This window comes from Flavobacterium sp. RSSA_27, assembly GCF_051547125.1.
In the GTDB taxonomy this organism is placed as follows: domain Bacteria; phylum Bacteroidota; class Bacteroidia; order Flavobacteriales; family Flavobacteriaceae; genus Flavobacterium.
Genome location: NZ_JBPTTN010000008.1, coordinates 134,288 through 153,829, shown reverse-complemented (window position 1 = coordinate 153,829; position 19,542 = coordinate 134,288). Strand labels below are relative to the sequence as shown.

Annotated in this window: 16 protein-coding genes and 1 pseudogene; 14 read left to right on the top strand and 3 right to left on the bottom strand. The window is 35.0% G+C overall.

What is annotated here, in order from left to right; genetic code table 11:
• Positions 1 to 128: 128 nt before the first annotated feature.
• The 3 genes from ACSVH5_RS12410 to ric all read right to left on the bottom strand — a co-directional run bounded on the left by ACSVH5_RS12410 (position 129) and on the right by ric (position 2,828).
• The gene (locus ACSVH5_RS12410) at positions 129 to 563 is read right to left on the bottom strand and encodes an RrF2 family transcriptional regulator (RefSeq protein WP_438061730.1); all 435 of its coding nucleotides are present in this window, start codon (positions 561 to 563) and stop codon (positions 129 to 131) included.
• 261 nt (positions 564 to 824) lie between these two features.
• On the bottom strand, positions 825 to 2,036 hold the full coding sequence (locus ACSVH5_RS12405) for a hypothetical protein (protein ID WP_438061729.1): 1,212 nt from the start codon (positions 2,034 to 2,036) through the stop codon (positions 825 to 827).
• Between the two features lie 60 nt (positions 2,037 to 2,096).
• The gene (gene ric / locus ACSVH5_RS12400; protein WP_438061728.1) at positions 2,097 to 2,828 is read right to left on the bottom strand and encodes an iron-sulfur cluster repair di-iron protein; all 732 of its coding nucleotides are present in this window, start codon (positions 2,826 to 2,828) and stop codon (positions 2,097 to 2,099) included.
• 259 nt (positions 2,829 to 3,087) lie between these two features.
• Here ric and ACSVH5_RS12395 point away from each other — a divergent pair, with 259 nt between their 5' ends.
• The 14 genes and pseudogenes from ACSVH5_RS12395 to ACSVH5_RS12330 all read left to right on the top strand — a co-directional run bounded on the left by ACSVH5_RS12395 (position 3,088) and on the right by ACSVH5_RS12330 (position 19,479).
• Complete coding sequence (locus tag ACSVH5_RS12395) at positions 3,088 to 3,522, top strand: c-type cytochrome (RefSeq protein WP_438061727.1); 435 nt, start codon at positions 3,088 to 3,090, stop codon at positions 3,520 to 3,522.
• Positions 3,523 to 3,628: 106 nt separating this feature from the next.
• Positions 3,629 to 4,963 carry a cbb3-type cytochrome c oxidase subunit I gene (locus tag ACSVH5_RS12390; protein ID WP_438061726.1) on the top strand — a complete coding sequence of 445 codons (1,335 nt, stop codon included), beginning with the start codon at positions 3,629 to 3,631 and terminating at the stop codon, positions 4,961 to 4,963.
• 244 nt (positions 4,964 to 5,207) lie between these two features.
• A complete protein-coding gene (locus tag ACSVH5_RS12385; RefSeq protein WP_438061725.1) occupies positions 5,208 to 5,999 on the top strand; it encodes a CbbQ/NirQ/NorQ/GpvN family protein in 792 nt (263 codons plus the stop codon).
• Between the two features lie 126 nt (positions 6,000 to 6,125).
• On the top strand, positions 6,126 to 7,901 hold the full coding sequence (locus ACSVH5_RS12380; protein WP_438061724.1) for a nitric oxide reductase activation protein NorD: 1,776 nt from the start codon (positions 6,126 to 6,128) through the stop codon (positions 7,899 to 7,901).
• Positions 7,902 to 7,988: 87 nt separating this feature from the next.
• Complete coding sequence (locus ACSVH5_RS12375; protein ID WP_438061723.1) at positions 7,989 to 8,954, top strand: DUF438 domain-containing protein; 966 nt, start codon at positions 7,989 to 7,991, stop codon at positions 8,952 to 8,954.
• A 74-nt stretch (positions 8,955 to 9,028) separates the two neighbouring features.
• Positions 9,029 to 9,610, top strand: a complete 582-nt coding sequence (locus tag ACSVH5_RS12370; protein WP_438061722.1) for a cytochrome c oxidase subunit 3 — start codon at positions 9,029 to 9,031, stop codon at positions 9,608 to 9,610.
• A gap of 370 nt (positions 9,611 to 9,980) precedes the next feature.
• Positions 9,981 to 11,465 carry a copper-containing nitrite reductase gene (nirK, locus tag ACSVH5_RS12365; protein ID WP_438061721.1) on the top strand — a complete coding sequence of 495 codons (1,485 nt, stop codon included), beginning with the start codon at positions 9,981 to 9,983 and terminating at the stop codon, positions 11,463 to 11,465.
• A gap of 85 nt (positions 11,466 to 11,550) precedes the next feature.
• Positions 11,551 to 11,874 (top strand): annotated as a pseudogene (locus ACSVH5_RS12360) (c-type cytochrome); the annotation flags it as partial.
• A gap of 26 nt (positions 11,875 to 11,900) precedes the next feature.
• Positions 11,901 to 12,671, top strand: coding sequence for a formylglycine-generating enzyme family protein (locus tag ACSVH5_RS12355; protein WP_438061720.1), 771 nt, complete (start codon positions 11,901 to 11,903; stop codon positions 12,669 to 12,671).
• 31 nt (positions 12,672 to 12,702) lie between these two features.
• Positions 12,703 to 13,332, top strand: coding sequence for an SCO family protein (locus ACSVH5_RS12350; protein ID WP_342692035.1), 630 nt, complete (start codon positions 12,703 to 12,705; stop codon positions 13,330 to 13,332).
• A 555-nt stretch (positions 13,333 to 13,887) separates the two neighbouring features.
• Complete coding sequence (locus tag ACSVH5_RS12345; protein WP_438061719.1) at positions 13,888 to 15,156, top strand: alginate export family protein; 1,269 nt, start codon at positions 13,888 to 13,890, stop codon at positions 15,154 to 15,156.
• 102 nt (positions 15,157 to 15,258) lie between these two features.
• On the top strand, positions 15,259 to 16,734 hold the full coding sequence (locus tag ACSVH5_RS12340) for an MFS transporter (RefSeq protein WP_438061718.1): 1,476 nt from the start codon (positions 15,259 to 15,261) through the stop codon (positions 16,732 to 16,734).
• A gap of 66 nt (positions 16,735 to 16,800) precedes the next feature.
• Complete coding sequence (locus ACSVH5_RS12335; protein ID WP_438061717.1) at positions 16,801 to 18,393, top strand: magnesium transporter MgtE N-terminal domain-containing protein; 1,593 nt, start codon at positions 16,801 to 16,803, stop codon at positions 18,391 to 18,393.
• A gap of 36 nt (positions 18,394 to 18,429) precedes the next feature.
• Positions 18,430 to 19,479 (top strand): MFS transporter, encoded by a 1,050-nt coding sequence (locus ACSVH5_RS12330; protein WP_438061716.1) that lies wholly within the window; start codon positions 18,430 to 18,432, stop codon positions 19,477 to 19,479.
• The last annotated feature ends 63 nt before the right edge of the window (positions 19,480 to 19,542 follow it).

The window sequence follows — 19,542 nt, the reverse complement described above, 5'->3', positions numbered from 1 at the left end:
AAGATGTAAAATCAAGTTTTTTTTAAATTAAGAGTTTATATTTGGTTCAAAATAATATTTGTTATGTTAGTATAACCAAAAAAAATGCTAAAATTGGTTTTGTGAGTGTTGATTTTTTTTAAATATTTTTAAAACCTTAAAAAAGTATCTCCCGTTTTTAAACCCATAGTCAATTCTTCGAGGGTGGTATTTTCTAACATATTAGAAAGATCGTTTCTGATTGATTTGAATTTATCATGCATTGGGCACGGATGTTCTTCGGAACAGTTGGATAAGCCTAAGCCACAACCTTTAAACACACGATCACCTTCTAACGCATTTACTATTTGCGAAAGTTTAATTTGTGACAAACGTTCTATTGGGATTTCAAATCCGCCTCCGACTCCTTTTACAGAATCTATCAGTTTGTTTTTGGTTAAAATCTGCATGATTTTGGCCGTAAAAGCTTCTGGAGAATCTATTTTTTTGGCAATATTTTTTAGCCCAGATCTTTTGTTTTGATGCGATTCTGATGCCACAAAAATGGCGGCTCGAATACCGTATTCAGTGGTTTTTGAAAACATAGCACTTTTTTTTACAAATTTAATTATTTAAATGCCTTCAATTCAAATAAAAGAACCTAAAATTATTAGGATAATTCCAAGTAGCATTACACACAAAATGTGCAAAATCATTTCAGACAACGGTTGGTGTTTTTTTGAGTTTGGAAAGGACTCTAAATTGAGCACTCAATGCAAAGAGTAGGGTAGTAATTAATAAAAGGAGTCTGGTCGATAGCACTTTTCTATGGGTGTTGCAAATGCAAACCAAGGAGCTAGGCCAACTCATGATGGTTTTATTTGATGTAAATAATAGGTAATTGCAATACTAAGTAGGCCTACAGGCAAAAAAACACTCAGCGTAAAAAGAAGCTGAGGATAAAATGCAAAACTGCCATTTTGTAAAAATTGTGAAATGCCTTGAACTAAAAGTAAACCCTCTGTTGCACAAAATCCAATGACAAGGAATCCAATACCCCACTTATTCATTGTAATATTCCAATCCAAAAAACGGCTTTTGGATAAAAAACCAAAAATGAAAAAAGTAAGTATTCCTAACATGGATAAATGGATATATCCGATGACAAATGGGCGAATGAGGTGAATTTTGTCACTTAGTTCAGGGTTGAGTACGATTCCTTGCAATAATATTTTGAGTACTAATGAAAAAAAAGCAATCCGGTACATGTTTTTTTCAATAGTTGAGGTACTACTAAAATAAGTTCCAATGCTCTTGGAGTGCATTTTTATAAAAAAATAGAGTGCCGCATACAAAAAACAAACGCCGATACTGTTTATATAATACAAAGCGGGGTGAGGGAGGTACCAACTTACGGGCAGCGAAAAAGTAAGCAGTGTTCCAAGAATAAAGCTGTAATGAAACCAATTAAAATAGTTTTTGTCGATTTTGTTATTGCTAATTTTAAGGAGCAAAGCAACTATTGCAAATAAAAACCAACCATTAAACTGAAAGTGAAGAAAAAACTGAATCGCAATTTGATAAAAGGCACTCGCTTTTCCCATCAAACCGACAGCAGGCCCTAAACACCAAACTCCTAAGGTCGAAAATAGCATAAAAAGCAAGGCTGAATCAAGTAGTGCTTTGTCTGCTGAGTGGGTGTTTTTTGTTTCTCTCCAAACGAGATAAGCAAAGAAATAGCTGCAAAAGATATGAAGGGTGGAGAAAAAAATCGAAATCACAGCATATCCTTGTATCGGAAAATCGACCATCATGCCAACTATGGCAATTTCTGTAGTCCAAAATAAACGAGTAAAAACAGGTTTTTCTTGACTCGTTTTTGGGAGAAAATAATGGATGATTAAACAAGAAATCGCCAAGTAAGTCCAACCCAACAGGGCTACATGCGAATGCCCATGAACTAAAAACTGATAATTGATACCTGAAATAGGAATAAGATACATCAACCGTAAAAGCAATCCCATTGTGGCGGCCACAAAGAAATTAATAAAGCAAACAAGTAACCAGGATTTTTTCATAGTGACAAAGTAATGAAAAACCCCAAATACTTGTAACAGTAATTGGGGTAAATCAAAGAATTAGGATTGTGCTATAAAACCTTTTTCTAAAGCAACAGCCGCAGGAAATAAAATGTTATTCTCTAAATGAATGTGCTTGTGTAAATCTTGTTCAAATTCTTGTAGCATAGCAAAAGTCACTTTGTAAGTGTTACAAGCATCAGCAGGAGGGGTGTAATTTGAGGTTAATGCCGCAATTTTTCTAAAGCGTTCTCCTTCGGCATCGTGTTCATGCATCATCATCGCAATTGGATTTTCAACGGTGCCAAAATGGGGCTGTTGGATCAATTCGTCAGTAAGGGTGGCTTGCACCATTTTTTTGATAAAAGGAAAAAGAACCAATTCTTCTTTCTTCATGTGTTGGGCTAATTCTTCGGAGCAACCGATAAAGAGTTTGTTGATCTCAAATAATTCAGGGTGATGGGCGCCGTGGACTTTGCAAAGCTTATTCAAAAAAGGTAATAAGACTTGTGTTTTCTCTACTACATAACGATGATGTGTTTTTTCTATATAGTCTGCTAATAAATCCAATGGCCAAGATTTGAAATCAATGCTGTTGTCAGTTTTACTTTCTAAAACAGTTTTAATTTCTGCAAGTATGGTTTGGCTATCTGCCCCTTTTTTCTCGCTTGCTTCTTCGATAGTTCGATTGCCTTTGCAGCAAAAATCTATACCAAATTTTGAGAATACTGCTGCCGTTCTAAAATCTTTCGCTACAAATTCTCCTATTGTTGTGTTTTCAATGGTGTTCATAATGATACGTTTTAATTGGGTACAAATATACATATAATTTTTAAATAAAAGATAAAAATGTCTTTTATTGTTTTTTATTGTAAGTTATAGATTATCAGATTGGTTTTGTTTTTTATCATTACTAAAAAGAATGTATTTAATTTATGATTTTTATCATGTTTTTACTCTTTAATATACTCTTAATTTGCTGCAATCAAATAAAAGATAATTTTGTCTTTTATTGTTAATCAAAATTCAATACTAATAAAAACCATTTATTATGCTTTCAAAATCACAAGCTCGAGCATTTTTTCTGGGAGGAACTTTGGTCACCTTTTTAATCTTCATAGGATTGACCATTTATTCGTTTATGCCTAGAAATGACCAAACTAATTACAAGGCTATTACTAAACAAGTAGCCAGAGGAAAAGAACTTTGGGAATCCAATAACTGTATGGGGTGTCACACTATATTGGGAGAAGGAGCCTATTATGCGCCTGAACTTACTAAAGTAATAGATAGAAGAGGAGAAGGGTATGTTAAAGCTGTTTTGATGTCGCCTGTACCTTGGGCTCCAAATGGTCGTAAAATGGTTGTTTATAATTTGGGAGAACAAGATGCAGAGGCTGTTGTTGCTTACCTAAAGTGGATTGGCAAAATAGATTTGAATGGGTTTGACCGTGTGGTTTCACCTTTAGCGAAAGAGAATAATTAATAAATAACATAACAATTGAATTCACTATTGAAAACAAGTTTACGTTTATCATCATTATTTGATAAAATCCGGGCCAAAATTGAATTCTAATAATAAAAATACAAATATGAAATATCAATCACAAAAAGTAGCCTACTGGTTTTTTGCACTATGTATGCTATTATTTTCCTTACAGATTATCTATGGTTTTATAATGGGTTTTGACAGAATTGGAATCCAAGAATTGCATGACATTATTCCTTTTAATACCGCTAGAGCAGTGCATACTAATTTACTAGTAGTGTGGTTACTAACTGGTTTTATGGGAGCAGCTTATTACATTATTCCTGAAGAAGCTCAACGTGAGTTAATTAGCGTGAAGTGGGCTTACATTCAACTGATTTCATTGGCTGTTGTTGGAGTTGTAGCTATAGTAGGATTTCATTTAAACCATTGGGAAGGACGTAAATTTTTGGAGATACCAAGAGAATTAGATTTTCTAGTAGTTGTAAATGTTCTCTTATTTTTAGGTTTGATTTTGGGAACTTTATTTAAAGCCAAACGAAGAACTACTACAGCATTGGTTTTATCAATGGGATTGCTGTTTGCTGCCTTGTTGTATTTGCCAGGAATGATTTGGTTTGACAGCCAAGTAGTGGATTCTTTTTTCCGTTGGTGGGTTGTGCATTTGTGGGTTGAAGGTGTATGGGAATTAATTATGGGAGGTATTCTTTCCTATTTATTAATCAAATTGACAGGTGTTGATAGAGAAGTGATTGAAAAGTGGCTATATGTGATTGTTGGGTTAACGTTTCTTTCAGGAGTTTTAGGGACAGGACACCATTATTATTACATAGGAGTTAATAAGATTTGGTTAATCATTGGTGGGATTTTCTCTGCATTAGAACCTTTAGCTTTCTTGGCTATGGCTTTGTTCGCAGTCAATATGTATCGCAAAGGCGAAAAGAGTCATCCTAATAAAATTGCATTATTCTGGACTATTGGCTCGTCTATAGTTTCCTTTGTGGGGGCTGGTTTATTAGGTTTTGCACATACTCTTCCGCAAACTAATCTATATACTCACGGGACATTGGTTACTGCTATGCACGGGCATTATGCTTTTTGGGGTGCCTATGCTATGATAGTTTTAGCAATTATTAGTTATGCATTGCCCAATGTAACAGGTCGAAAACGATACCAAAGTAATACGGGAATGGCTGCTTTTTGGTTGTCAAATATTGGAATGTTAGGGATGACTGTTGCATTTGGAGTCGCGGGAGTGGTGCAAGTCTACTTGGAGAGAAAATTAAAAATGGAATTTATGATGGTGCAAAATGAAATAAGTATTCACTTCGTTGTATTGCTCATCTGTGCGACAATGTTTACAACCGGAATTTCATTGTTTATTTATGATTTTATAAAATATGGCCGCCCAACTAATGAAGCATTGAATGAACGGTAGTTTTTTTTAATTGAAATTTTATAACCTTATTTTAATGCTAAATACAGTTTTAAGTCATAGGATTTAAATTTAATAAGAGGTGCAAATGAATTATTTAAGGATATAAAAGTTTTTTACTCAATAAAATAGATACATATAATATAACGATTCCATTTTTAACCGGAACGTTTGGATAATCGTTTAAGAATTTGCATTTCCATAGAGTGATTGTTCTACGTTTCGGTTTTTTATAATAATAAAGAAAATGCTAACAGATAATTTAATAAAAATCCCATATTACCAAGCTACAGGTAAAGAGACAGAAATCTTTGTTCATTCCTATAGTAACAAAATTCCTTTTTTGTTAAAAGGTCCTACAGGAACAGGGAAGTCACGTTTTATTGAGTTTATGGCACATCAGTTGAATAAAAAATTGATTACCATTAGTTGTCACGAAGAAACGTCTTCCACAGATTTGATTGGTCGATTCATCATTAAAGGAGCCGAAACGGTTTGGTTGGATGGCCCATTGACAACAGCTGTAAAAGAAGGTTCTATTATCTATTTGGATGAGATAGCAGAGGCTCGACCAGATGTTATTGTCGCTATCCACTCTCTTACTGATCATCGACGCGTGCTATTTATAGATAAATTAGGAGAGACTATACAGGCGCATAATGATTTTATGCTCGTAGCTTCTTTTAATCCAGGTTATCAAAGAGGTTTCAAAGAGCTTAAACCATCAACTCGTCAACGATTTATTGCAGTTACTTTTGATTATCCAGAACCAAAAATTGAAACAGAAATCTTAGTCAATGAAACTAATATTGACAGCGATACTGCCAAAAAATTAGTAGCTATTGGTAACAAAATTAGAAATTTAACCGAATTAGGATTAACCGAAACTGTTTCTACTAGACTTTTAGTAGATGCGGCTAAAATCATTCATAGCGGATTACCTAAGCGATTAGCCGTTCACGTAGCGGTTGTAGAACCATTAACAGATGATCTACAGACTATAGACGCTTTGAAGGATTTATGTAATCTGATGATATGATCCCCCTAACCCCCGAAGGGGGAATTATAACTTAGAAAAATATGTTGTGTTAATAATGTTTTTTAACAATTTAAATCCTATTGACCCCTAATAGGAGTTCCCCCTTCGGGGGTTAGGGGGCTTATTATGGGTTTCGAGATAGATGAATATTTAGTTGGGAAGTTTTTCAAGCATTTAAAAAGCAGAAAAAAAATAAGTCCCGAAATAGAAGCCAGAACGGTGACTCTTGCAGAGATAAAATCGCGTCTGACCATAATGGCGCGTGCTTTGACTGGAAAACCTATCGAAATATTTCCTGCCGAAAGAGAGGGAGGATACAAAAACAATAATTTTTTTCTGCCGATTTCCTTTGCTGAATTTCCAACTTTGGAAGAAAACCTTACTTTTTATCATTTTCGAATGCTTTATCTCTGTGTACAACAGCGGCTGAACTATAATTGGACATCTGAAGAAATAGAACCTGAATTGGCTCTTTCACAACAAAAAGCATTGGAAACATCCGATACTGTTCTTGCGATTTTGTTTCAGGAGTTTTCTATTGGCGAATCCTTTTTGGCGAAAGCCAAAGATTATTTTATCCAAAAATCAGATGCTAAAAAAGGTCCTGAGTTCTCTTGGCTTTTTGGCAAATGGATGAAAAATGAAACGGTAGTAGATAGCGAGAATCTATTGCAAAACTTCTCGGACAAGACCAAAATACCTAATGAGATTCAGCCTTTAACGACGCTTAAAGCAAAAGCTGTTGAGGAAGTTATCACGGTGGAACTTGACAAAAAACAACAAGAGGATTATGTGATGTTGCATAATTTTGAGAAAGTAGAAACTGCTGAAGAATTCAATGGCAATTGGCGTGATTTTGACGGATCGGATGAACTCGAAGAGCATCAGGACGCATTGGAGGAACTCAATATGAAATACAATGTGCGTGTAGATGATACTGTGCATTCGGTTTATCTATCCGACTTTATAGAAAACACCACAATATCCGAAAGTGCTGAGGTAGATGAAAAAGGATTTCATCATAAATATAATGAATGGGATTGCAGTAAAAATAGTTACAAAGAAAATTTTTGCAAAGTATATCCAAAGTTGCAGTTAAAAACAGATTCCGATTATTACAAAAGAACAATAACCAAGAATGCCTCCACTTTGATGGGCTTGCGTAAAATGTTGACAAACGTTAATAACAAAATGCAACAGCAAAAACGCCAACCTCAAGGCGACGAATTTGATATCGATGCCATAACCGATTTGTATGTCGATGTGCATTCTCGAAAAACACCATCCGATAAAATTTATCTTGCGAATAGAAAAATAGAAAAGGATTTGTCGATACTGATCCTATTAGACATTAGCCTTTCAAGCGACGGATATGCTGCAGGAAATAGAGTCATTGATGTAGAGAAAGAAGTTTCTATTTTGTTTGGAGAAATCCTGAACGAGTTTAATATCGATTTTTCGATAGATAGCTTTTATTCCAAAACCAGAAATTATTCCACTTACCTAACGGTTAAAGATTTTGACGATAATTGGAATGTCGCCAAACATAAAGTAGGAGCTGTTGAACCCAGTGGTTATACTAGAATAGGAGCGGCTTTGCGTCATGCAGGAGTGCGCCTCGATAAGCGAAGTACCAAAAATAAATGGGTAATACTCATTTCAGACGGAAAACCCAATGATTATGATAAATATGAAGGTAAATATGGGGTCAATGATGTAAAACAAGCCCTTCGCGAACTCAATTCAAAAAATATTAATTCCTACGCCTTGGCCATCGAAGCCGAAGCAAAATATTATTTGCCACAAATGTTTGGACAAAACCACTATCAAATTTTGACAACTCCCGTTGAGTTGTTACAATCCTTAGTGAAATTATATGAAAAGATAAAACACCAGAAATAAAATTAAACATATAAGTCATATAAGATTTTTTGAGCTTGATATATTATGAAAACTTATATGACTTATATGTTTTAAAATTTAATTATAATGACAGAAACAATTAATACCACAGCATTGCCGGAAGGACATCCCGTTTCGATTTACTTTCAGGAAAAAGAAATTATCAATAGCCTTTTGGAAGAAATTAAAGCGGTAAATCCTTTGAAAGATTTACCAAAATACACTAACATATTCAATCAATTACTTACAATTGAGAAACGATTTGCCCGCAAAGAGAATCAGCTTTTCCCTTTTTTGGAAAAGAAAGGTTGGGTTGGTCCATCTCAAGGAATGTGGTCGTTTCATGATAATTTGCGAGAGCAATTTCGATTGATTCAGTATTATCTAAAAATGAATAATCCCGAAAGAATAGCAACAAATACTCCTTTTTTGGTAGAGGGTATTTACCGATTAATTGGAGTTGAAGATACTGTGCTTTTCCCTAATGCATTAGATATCTTAACCGAAAGTGATTGGATAGAAATGCGTAGAGGTGAGGAAGAAATTGGTTGGATGTTAGCTGAAACACCCCCGTCTTTTCCAAAAATGGAATATGTGCATCCAAGCGAAGATTTTAAGGTTCGCGAAATGCCTTTTGCATTAGAAAACACTTCTCATTATGATGAAGGGTATATGACTGTCGAGCAAGTCAATTTATTATTTAGAACGATGCCATTGGATTTGACTTATGTGGATGAAAACGACAAAGTAATTTTTTACAATAGAGGCGAAGAGCGTGTTTTTCCGAGAAGCGCTGGGATTATTGGTCGTGAAGTAAAATTTTGTCATCCGCCAAAAAGCGTTGGAACGGTGCTTAAAATTTTGGAAGAATTTAGAAAAGGCACTCAAAATGAATCTTCATTTTGGATAAACTATAAAGAGCGCTTAATTTTCATTCGTTATTTCGCAGTTAGGGATGCAAATAAAAACTACAAAGGGGTAATTGAGATGTCTCAAGATATAACAGATATAAAGAAAATTGAAGGCGAGAAAAGATTATTGGATTGGAAATAAACAGGAATCAAACACATTGAATGATTGAGTTTTAATTTAGAAGGCTATGTTTATTGAAACTTTAAGAGTAACTTATGGAAAGATTAAAAATAAATTATCAGAATTTCTACTATCCACCGGGAGGAATTCTAATGTGGATAATCATTTTTTTGGAACTCATCACTTTTGGGATTGCGTTGGTAGCATTTGCGTATTACGGAAATGAAAACACGGCTATTTTTCATCAATCAAGAATGCAGTTAAACACTACTTTTGGAATAATAAATACGGTATTTTTATTAACAAGCGGATTTTTTATGGCAAATGCTGTGCATCTATATAAGAACAATGAAATTCAAAAATCGTCAATGTTTTTTCAATTGGCTATGTTGGGAGGCGTTTTGTTCTTGATACTTAAGGGGACAGAGTATTATCAAAAAATAGAAAGTGGTATTTCATTAGATACCAATCTGTTTTATACTTTTTATTGGTTATTGACTGGATTCCATGTAATTCATGTTATCGTTGGATTAATAATTTTGGTTTGGATAAATTACTTGATGACCAAGAAAAATTCAGCTACTACACTTGAGGATGTTGAAGCAAGTGCCGCTTTTTGGCATCTTTGCGATCTGATTTGGTTGTTATTATTTCCAATTATTTACACACTTTTTTGAACATGAAAAGGAGTTTAATTTTAAGCTATTTTATATTGATTTCATTCACTATTTTTTCAGGATTGATAGCTTCTTTTAATTATAGTATTTTACCAAAAGTTGGATTAATTCTTTTCTTAAGTGTTTGTAAATTTTTAGTTGTAAGTTTTCAGTTTATGGAGTTAAAAAAAGCAAACTCGTTTTGGAAAGGCTCTTTACTTCTTGTGCTTTTTTTGTTAATGGGAATAATTCTCTTTGTAAAAATATCTTAAATAAAAGTTAATAACATGATAATTGTCAGTTTTTAATCCGCTAAAGTATTATAATTTTATATTCAAATAAAAGACAAAAAAGTCTTTTATTTGATAACTAACTTTTAACATAAAACATTATGAAAACCAAATTAAATATTCAAAAACATTTCATCTGGTTCCCCTTTTTTATATTGGGATTGTTAATTTTTTCTTCCTGTTCCAAAAAAGAAAATGGAGTTAACGATTACCAAGATATAATAGTTGAAGGACAAAAAGAGGCAGAGTTAACCGCACCACCATTTGTACCTAAGCCCATAGGTGATAGATCCGCAACAAAACTCGTTGTGAATATGGAAATTAAAGAAGAAGAAGGCGAAATGGTCGATGGTGTAAAATATACTTATTGGACATTTGGAGGATCTGTTCCCGGAAGTTTTATACGAACTAGAGTTGGTGATGAGGTAGAATTTCATTTGAAAAACCACCCCGATAATAAAATGCCGCATAATATTGATTTGCATGCGGTGACAGGACCAGGTGGTGGTGCAACTTCTTCACTGGTTGCTCCAGGTCATGAAAAAGTATTCAATTTTAAAACTATAAATCCTGGTTTATATGTGTACCATTGTGCTACAGCTCCCGTTGGAATGCACATCGCAAACGGAATGTATGGTTTGATTTTGGTGGAACCCGAAGGGGGATTACCTCCTGTTGATAAAGAATACTACATCATGCAAGGTGATTTTTATACCAAAGGGGCCTATGGAGAACAAGGATCTCAACCCTTTGATATGAATAAAGCCATCAAAGAACAACCTGATTATGTGGTTTTCAACGGAAAAGTGGGTGCTGTTGCTGGTGACAAAGCCATTACTGCCAAAGTAGGTGAAACAGTACGTATCTATATGGGTAACGGTGGTCCAAACTTGGTTTCTTCTTTTCACGTAATTGGTGAGATTTTTGACAAAGTACATATAGAAGGAGGGGACATGATTAATGAGAATGTTCAAACAACCCTTATTCCAGCTGGTGGTTCTGCTATTGTTGAATTTAAAGTTGATGTTCCTGGGACATTTATTTTGGTTGACCACTCTATCTTTAGAGCTTTCAATAAAGGAGCTCTGGGAATGTTAAAAGTAGAAGGGGAAGAAAACAAAAAAATCTATTCAGGTACGACTCAAGAAGGAATCTATTTGCCTGAAGGCGGAACCATTCAAAACATGCCTAAAGAAAACGGAACTGCCAAAAAAGTAGCTGCAAAAACAGTTCCTGAACAAATTAAATCAGGTAAAGAATTGTATGGTAGAACGTGTTTTGCTTGCCACCAACCCGAAGGACAGGGAGTCCCAAATGCATTTCCTCCATTAGCCAAGTCTGATTTCTTGAATGCTAATCCTGATAGAGCAATTAGTGCTGTATTGCATGGATTAAGTGGTGAGGTAGTTGTAAACGGCAAGAAGTTTAACAATGTAATGACAAGTCAAAACTTAACCGACGACGAAGTTGCCGATGTATTAACGTATGTTTATAGTAGTTGGGGCAACAACAAAACGGTTGTGACTCCTGCCAAAGTTAAAGCAGTTAGGGCAAAACCAGCTCCAAAGCAAACGGCAGCTCACTAATTTGTAATCTTATAATCTAAATATTAATTCAATGAAAAAGTATGTTTTAAGTGCAGCTATGCTAGTGGTAAGTTGCTATGGTTTTGCTCAAAATGCAGCCAAGGGAAAAGGAGTTTATGACAAAGTTTGTGTGGCCTGTCACCAAGCAACAGGTCAGGGAATTCCTGGTGCATTTCCTCCGTTGGCAAAATCCGATTACCTGAACAAAGATGTTAATCGCGCCATAAAAGGAGTAGTAAAAGGACTATCAGGACCTATTACAGTAAACGGAAAAAAATTCAGTGGAGCGATGCCAGCACAAGCGTTAAGTGACCAACAAATTGCAGATGCATTGACTTATGTATATGCAAGTTGGGGTAATAATAAAACAGTGGTTACACCAGCTATGGTAAAAGCCCAAAGAAAATAATACAGATCCAGCAAAAAAGTTTTTCAATGATACCCTTTAAAAAAATATTTATCTTCATTTTATTCTTCATTGATTATACTTTTTATGCTCAAAATGTAAAAATGGCTACCATAAATAGGGGGGCTTTTGTCCCCCTCTATGGTACAACTTCAAAAAAACCAGTACAAGTAGCTTCTTTTAGTATCGATATATATCCAGTTACCAATGCGCAATATCTTGCATTTGTAAAAAAAAATCCAGCCTATAGTCGTTCTCAAATGAAAGCCCTTTTTGCCGACAAAAGTTATCTCTATCAATGGCAAGGTGATTATAATTATGGTAAAAATAACTTGGAAAACGCTCCTGTGACTAATGTTTCTTGGTTTGCTGCCAAAAAATATTGCGAGTGTCAAGGGAAACGATTGCCTACTATGGACGAATGGGAATATGTTGCTATGGCTGATGAAAAACGTATCGATGCCCGTGCCAAAGAGGAGTTTAATAAATACATTATGTCTTGGTACGAAAAACCCAAAACCTATTTAAATCCGATTGGGAAAACCTATAAAAATTATTGGGGAGTGTATGATATGCATGGTTTGGTTTGGGAATGGACCTCAGACTTCAATAGTATTTTTCTTTCGGGAGAATCCAGAAAAGACAAAGCTACCGATAAGAATCTTTTTTGTGGAAGTGGTTCAGTAAATGCAACCGATTTGATGAATTATGCAGCCTTTATGCGCTATGCTTTTAGAGGAAGTCTCAAAGCAACTTTTACTACAAAGAATCTCGGTTTTCGATGCGCAAAAAACCTTTAAACGTATTTTATCTTTTTTAAATCATAACGATATGAATAGCACATTTCAAGACAAAACGAATTTTAAATGGCATCCTAAGTTAATAGCTTTGGCGATAACTTTTTTCTTTGTTTTATCCAGTATACAAAGTTGTAATAAGATTGAAAAAGTGACCAAAGACAAATCAAATTCAGATTTATCAATCTATAACCTGCCTTCTCAATGGACTAATCACAACAATGAAAATATTGTTATGAAAGATCTAAAAGGAAAAGTTTTAGTGATGGTAATGATTTATACCTCTTGTAAAGCAGCTTGCCCAAGGTTAGTGGCCGATATGCGCAATATTGAGTCACGTTTGCCAGAGAAAATTAAGGATAATGTAAAACTTATACTCATTAGTATTGATCCTGAAGTGGATACTCCAAAACGCTTAAAATCTTTTGCTATAGAAAATAAAATGGATACTCCACAATGGGAGTTTTTGAGATCAACAGAGGACAATACTAGGGAATTTGCTGCTGTTTTGGCAGTAAATTATAAGAAAATAGCGCCACTTGATTTTTCGCATTCTAATATAATTAGTGTATTCAATACCCAAGGGGAGTTGGTTTTTCAGCAAGAAGGGCTTGGGGTTAATTCAGATGCTACAGTGACTAAAATAATTGATGAAGCAAAATAGTTGTATTCTTATTAGTTTTTCTGTTTTGTAATTAAAAAAAACATTTGTTTTGTTGATTTTTACTTTTAATTAAGTACTGACTTTCAAAATATTATGAGACTTATTAATTCATTTTAGAAAACTAGAACCAACAATTATACATTGATTGATTCTAGTTTTTTTCTTTTTTTTTAATTGATGATGTTTTATTCCTTGCTATGAATAGGTCATCAAGGCTTGTGGATATAACATCGAAATAATTAATTGAATAACTATAACTGAAATGAGATTTGGTCTCAGATACACTTATTGAAATTTTGCTGGTTTAATAAATAGTAACAAATTCTCTAAAGAATAGTTATAAAGACATACTTTCTTTAATTTTTTACTTTTATTAATGTGTTGTTTAATAATGGATTATATATCCTTGGCTCAAAATATTGTTATACTTGCGCCATTTTAAATATGCATATTCATATTTTTTTTAATAAATTTTACATAAAATGATTTTTATCATGATAAAGGACAAAAACATCTTCTACCTTTGAATCGTTATAAAATAAAAAAAATATGTCTATGAATACTTTGAAAAGAATAGTACTGACTGTTTTTATAGTTGTAAATGCCAATGCAATTGCACAAGAATTTGATATAAATCTTCAATTACGCCCTCGTTTTGAATTTAGAAATGGTTTTAAAAGTCCTCTTTTAGATACAGAGGAAGCCACCTCGTTTATTGCACAACGTTCTCGATTGAATCTTGCTTTTCACCAAGAAAGATTGACCGCCAAATTAAGTGTTCAAGACATTCGGACTTGGGGCGATGTAGCTACGACAGCCACAGCTGGTAAAAATGGATTAGCTGTTTTTGAAGCTTGGGCCAAATACTATTTTAATGAAAATTGGAGCACAACATTAGGCAGACAGGTACTTTCTTATGATAACGAGAGGATTATGGGAGGAATTGATTGGTTGCAACAAGGGCAAAGTCACGACGCAGCATTAATCAGCTACAAAAAAGAGAATAGCCTTTTGGATTTAGGTTTTGCATTAAATGCTAATGCTGAGAATTTGGTAGCCCCCACAACGCCGTATACTACTAATTACAAAGCAATGCAATATGCTTGGTTGCACCACAATTGGACAAAGGTTGGTTTGAGTTTGTTATTTTTAAATACAGGTTACGAATTTCAGAAAAGTCCAAACGATTTAGAAGTAGATTACAAACAAACTTTTGGAACGTACATAACGTTCAAAGACAAAAAATGGGATGCTAATTTTGGATTTTATGGACAAACAGGGCAAAGCGTAGGTAAGCAACTTGGTGCGTGGTATGCTTCAGGTTATGTAAATTATGCTATTGTCGATAGTTTTTCTGCAGGATTAGGCTATGAATTTCTTTCGGGTAAAGACCAAAACGATACCGATACGAAGCTAAAATCCTTTACTCCATTGTTCGGAACCAATCATGCTTTCAACGGATTGATGGACTATTTTTATGTTGGAAACCATCAAAATAATGTGGGTTTACAGGATGCTTATTTGAAATTAAATTACAAAAATAAGCAATGGCAATTTGCTTTAGTTCCTCATATTTTCAATGCTCCTAATAAAGTATTGGATGCGCAAGGCAAACAAATGGATAGCTATTTAGGAACTGAGATTGATTTGACCGCGTCTTATATGGTTCAAAAAGATATTGTGATTTCGGGTGGTTTCTCTCAAATATTTACCTCTACTACTTTAGAGCGAGTAAAGAATGTTACCAATGCTGCTGATGCCAATAACTGGGCTTGGCTAATGGTGTCTTTTAGTCCAAAATTATTTAGTACCAACAAGAATTAAATCTAAAGAATTGATTTTCAGATTTTTTGATTAAATTAGATACTTCTAAGGTTCTTTTATTTGATTTTGAAGTTTTACCATAAATTTTATACGGCACTCTCTATGAATAATTTAGCGCAGTCACACAAAATTCTTTTTCTAAATACCTTAGCATTTACCATTTGCTTTGCCTGTTGGACACTCAATGGTGTATTAGTTACTTTTTTGGTAGATAGAGGTATATTTAACTGGAGTGTGGTTGAAGTGGGGTGGCTTCTCGGAATTCCAATTCTTTCAGGGTCAATATTTAGATTACCTATCGGAATTTTAACAGATAAATTTGGTGGAAAAATTGTTTTTTCTACATTATTGTTACTCTGTGCGATTCCGTTGTTTTTACTGCCTTTTGCTACTAGTTTTTGGAGTTTTGCTATTTTGAGTTTTCTTTTTGGAATGGTAGGCACAAGCTTCGCTGTTGGAATTGGTTTCACTTCGGTTTGGTATCCACAACATTGGCAAGGTAGAGCACTCGGAATTTTTGGAATGGGTAATGCCGGTGCCGCTATAACAACTTTCATAGCGCCAACCTTACTGAATAATTTTTCTCAAGATAATCCTGATGAAGGTTGGAAAATGCTACCTATTACCTATGGGGTAGTCTTAGTCGTGATGGGCTTGCTTTTTGTCTTTTTGGCAAAAAATAAAAAACCTGCCGTTGAAGCTAAGGAACTTAAAAACCTTCTAAAACCTTTGCAGTCCGTTCGTGTTTGGCGTTTTGGAGCCTATTACTTTTTGGTTTTTGGTTGCTTCGTGGCCTATTCCCAATGGTTGCTTCCCAATTTTATGAACGTATACCAAACTTCATTAGTGATGGGGGGTATGTTTGCTACTGCATTTAGTTTGCCTTCAGGGGTGATTAGAGCTTTTGGGGGCTATTTATCGGATAAATTTGGGGCGCGAAAAGTAATGTATTGGGTATTAGGGTCTTCTATCGTTATTAGTTTTTTATTGATGTTTCCAAAAATGGAAATACTAACAGCTGGCCCTGGGGTTTTGGCTGCCGAAAGTGGCGTAGTGACCCAAGTCACCTCCAACGAAATCAAAATTGACGATCAAGTGCATACGGTAATTCCTAAGAAAACTATCATACACGAATCATCCGCAATTTTGCCAGAAAAAGCCTCATGGCAGGAAATTGTAGTGCAACAGAATCAAACAGTGAAAAAGAAAGAACTGATCGCCAAAGGAATCACTCAAATCAAGTTTGAAGCAAATATGTGGGTATACGTAGTTTTAGTGATATTAATAGGAATCTCATGGGGAATTGGTAAAGCAGCGGTATACAAACACATTCCAGAATATTTTCCTAATGAAGTGGGGGTCGTAGGTGGAATGGTTGGACTAATTGGCGGTTTGGGCGGTTTTTTTGGACCAATAATTTTCGGGTATTTACTCAGTACAACTGGTTTGTGGACGAGTTCTTGGATTTTCATTTTTGCCATCTCAACAATCTGCTTGATTTGGATGCACAAAACGATTAGCAAAGCCATTCGCGTGCAAATCCCTCATTTTTCAAAACATATTGAACACAATAAATAAAACCTTGCTGCAACAGCAAAAAAATAATCATTACAAATATTGTTAAATCTAAAAAAAAAATAACCTATGAAAACATGGCTAGATAAGTGGGAACCAGATGATAATGACTTTTGGGAAAAAACAGGTAGTGCAATCGCTTGGAAAACACTCACCATTACAACGCTAACATTAATATTATCATTTGCCTCTTGGTTCATGATGAGCGTAATCGCAGTAAAATTACCTGGACTTGGATTTACATTTTCAAAAGACGAATTATTTTGGTTGGTGGCTATTCCTGGTTTAGCTGCTGGTTTTCTTAGAATCATTCATACCTTTATTTTGCCGATTTTCGGAACAAGACATGTGGTGGCCTGGGCTACTTTAATCAAATTAATTCCTGTAATAGGAATTGGTTTCGCAGTTATGGACACAAGCACCCCTTTTTGGGTATTTGCAATTTTAGCCTTTGCCTGTGGTTTTGGTGGAGGAGATTTCTCTTCTTATATGCCAAGTACTAGTTTGTTCTTCCCTAAAAGATTAAAAGGAACGGCATTAGGGATTCAAGCTGGTATCGGAAATTTTGGGGTATCGTTAGCCCAATTTGTGACTCCACTTATTTTAGGGGTTAGTCTTTATGGAGCTAGTTCGATTTTTACCAGTATTGATGCCAAAGAAGCCTTAGCGGTTTTTAAAAACGTAGAAGCGGCCAAACAAAAAGAAGTTTTTAGCGCGCTAGATGCCAAGGTTCAAACTACACTTTTGTCGTCTGTAAAACCTGCTGTTTTGGATTCTGTAAAAGCTACCATTAGTAACGCTGATGAGGCTACACTATTGGTTGCATTACCTGCAAAAGCAAAAGCAAAAGTAATGGCTAATGCCAACCCAAAATTGGCTGAAAAAATCATGAATCAGTTGAGCCCTGATACGAAAGCGGTGGTAAATAAACCAATTTACATCCAATCGGCTGCCTTTTGGTATGTGCCATTTCTTATCATTTTAGCACTTATCAGCTGGTTTTATTTAAGAAGTATTCCAATGCATTCTTCTATTAAAGAACAAATGGATATTTTTGGAAACAAACATACTTGGTATTGTACCATTACGTATGTAATGACTTTCGGAACTTTTGCTGGACTATCAGCAGCATTCCCATTAATGATTAAGTTCTTATACGGCGATTTTCCTAACGCTCCAGATCCTCTAGTATATGCTTTTTATGGTCCACTAATTGGTTCTGCCAGCCGTGTTGCCTTTGGTTTTGTAGCCGATAAAGTTGGAGGAGCTATTTTGACCACATTCACAGGGCTTGGAATTATTGGAGGAGCGATTGTCCTAATCACGCAAGGTTTAGTGGCTCCTACTAGTATCGATCAATTCCCAATGTTTGTTGGAGTGATATTTCTAATGTTCTTTTTTACAGGAGTGGGGAATGCCGGAACTTTTAGACAATACCCTATTATATTTGCAGACAACCAACGTCAGGCTGCTGGAGTTATTGGTTGGACAGCTGCCATAGCTGCTTTCGGACCATTCATATTCTCTAAACTTATCGGTGGCAATTTGTCAGCCAATGGTACCGTTAATCAATTTTTTATAGGTTTAGTTATTTTTTGTATGTTAGCTACTGCCATCAATTGGTGGTTCTACAACAGAAAAGGTTGCGAAAAACCGAGTTAGTAAAAATCAATAGCTATTAATTTGTTAGGTAATACGATGAAAAATAAAAATCTCAATACAAAAGCATTACTAATTGCAACAGGACTTTCTGTTCTGATGATTGTCTTAGTGTTTTTTGGTTCCAGAAAATTACAAAATTTCGATGCGGCTTTAATTACCTATTTGTTTGGAACTGTTTTCGCCTTTTTCGGAATCGTCTACCGTTATTCAGTGTGGTTGCAAAGACCACCAACTTGGATCTATTTCAAAAGAGGGATCACATATTTGGTGACGGGTAAGGTAATCTCTCATTTTTGGTTCGCCACTAAAGAAAGTATTGAGAACATAGCTTTTCAAAAGTTTATCTACCCAAGAGGAAAATACCGTTGGGTAGCACATTTTATGATTGCCGTGGGCTGTACCTCTGCTTTTTTAATTACTATTCCTCTGACCTTTGGTTGGATTCATTTCGCAATGGCACCTAATACTATTAGTACCTATGAAGCGTATTTCTTTGGGTTTAAAGTAATGGATTTTGAACTGGATTCAATTATGGCCTTTCTAACGTTTCACGCTCTAAATTGGTCATCTTACCTAGTGATTTTTGGATGTTTGTATTACCTCAGAAGACGTTTGACCAATCCGGGATTAATCGCTACCCAATCTTTTGAAGGGGATTTATTGCCTCTGATTTTGTTAATCGCAATTTCAGTAACCGGTTTAGGATTAACCTATTCGTACCAATTCATGAAAGGTTTCGCCTTTGATTTCTTAGCGGTGCTTCATGCCGTTACTGTGATTTTGTTTTTGATTTGGATTCCATTTGGAAAATTTTTCCACATCATTCAAAGACCTGCCCAAATTGGTGCACATATCTATAAAAAACAAGGAATGAAAATGGGAATGGCAGTTTGTCCCCATACAGGAGAAGAATTTGCGACCAAATTACACATCCAAGACCTGAAGACGGTAACGAAAGAATTAGGTTTTGATTTTTCCCATAATGATGGTACCTCCCATTTGGACTTGAGCCCGGAAGGAAAAAGATCAAGATTGGCACAAGCTCATTTGAAAGCAAGACAAGCTGGTGGCAATTTGTTTGGATAAAAAGGAGAGCAAAAAGCACAGTCGGGCAAAGAATTAAAGTGTCCTTGTGTTTAGGAAGTAAAG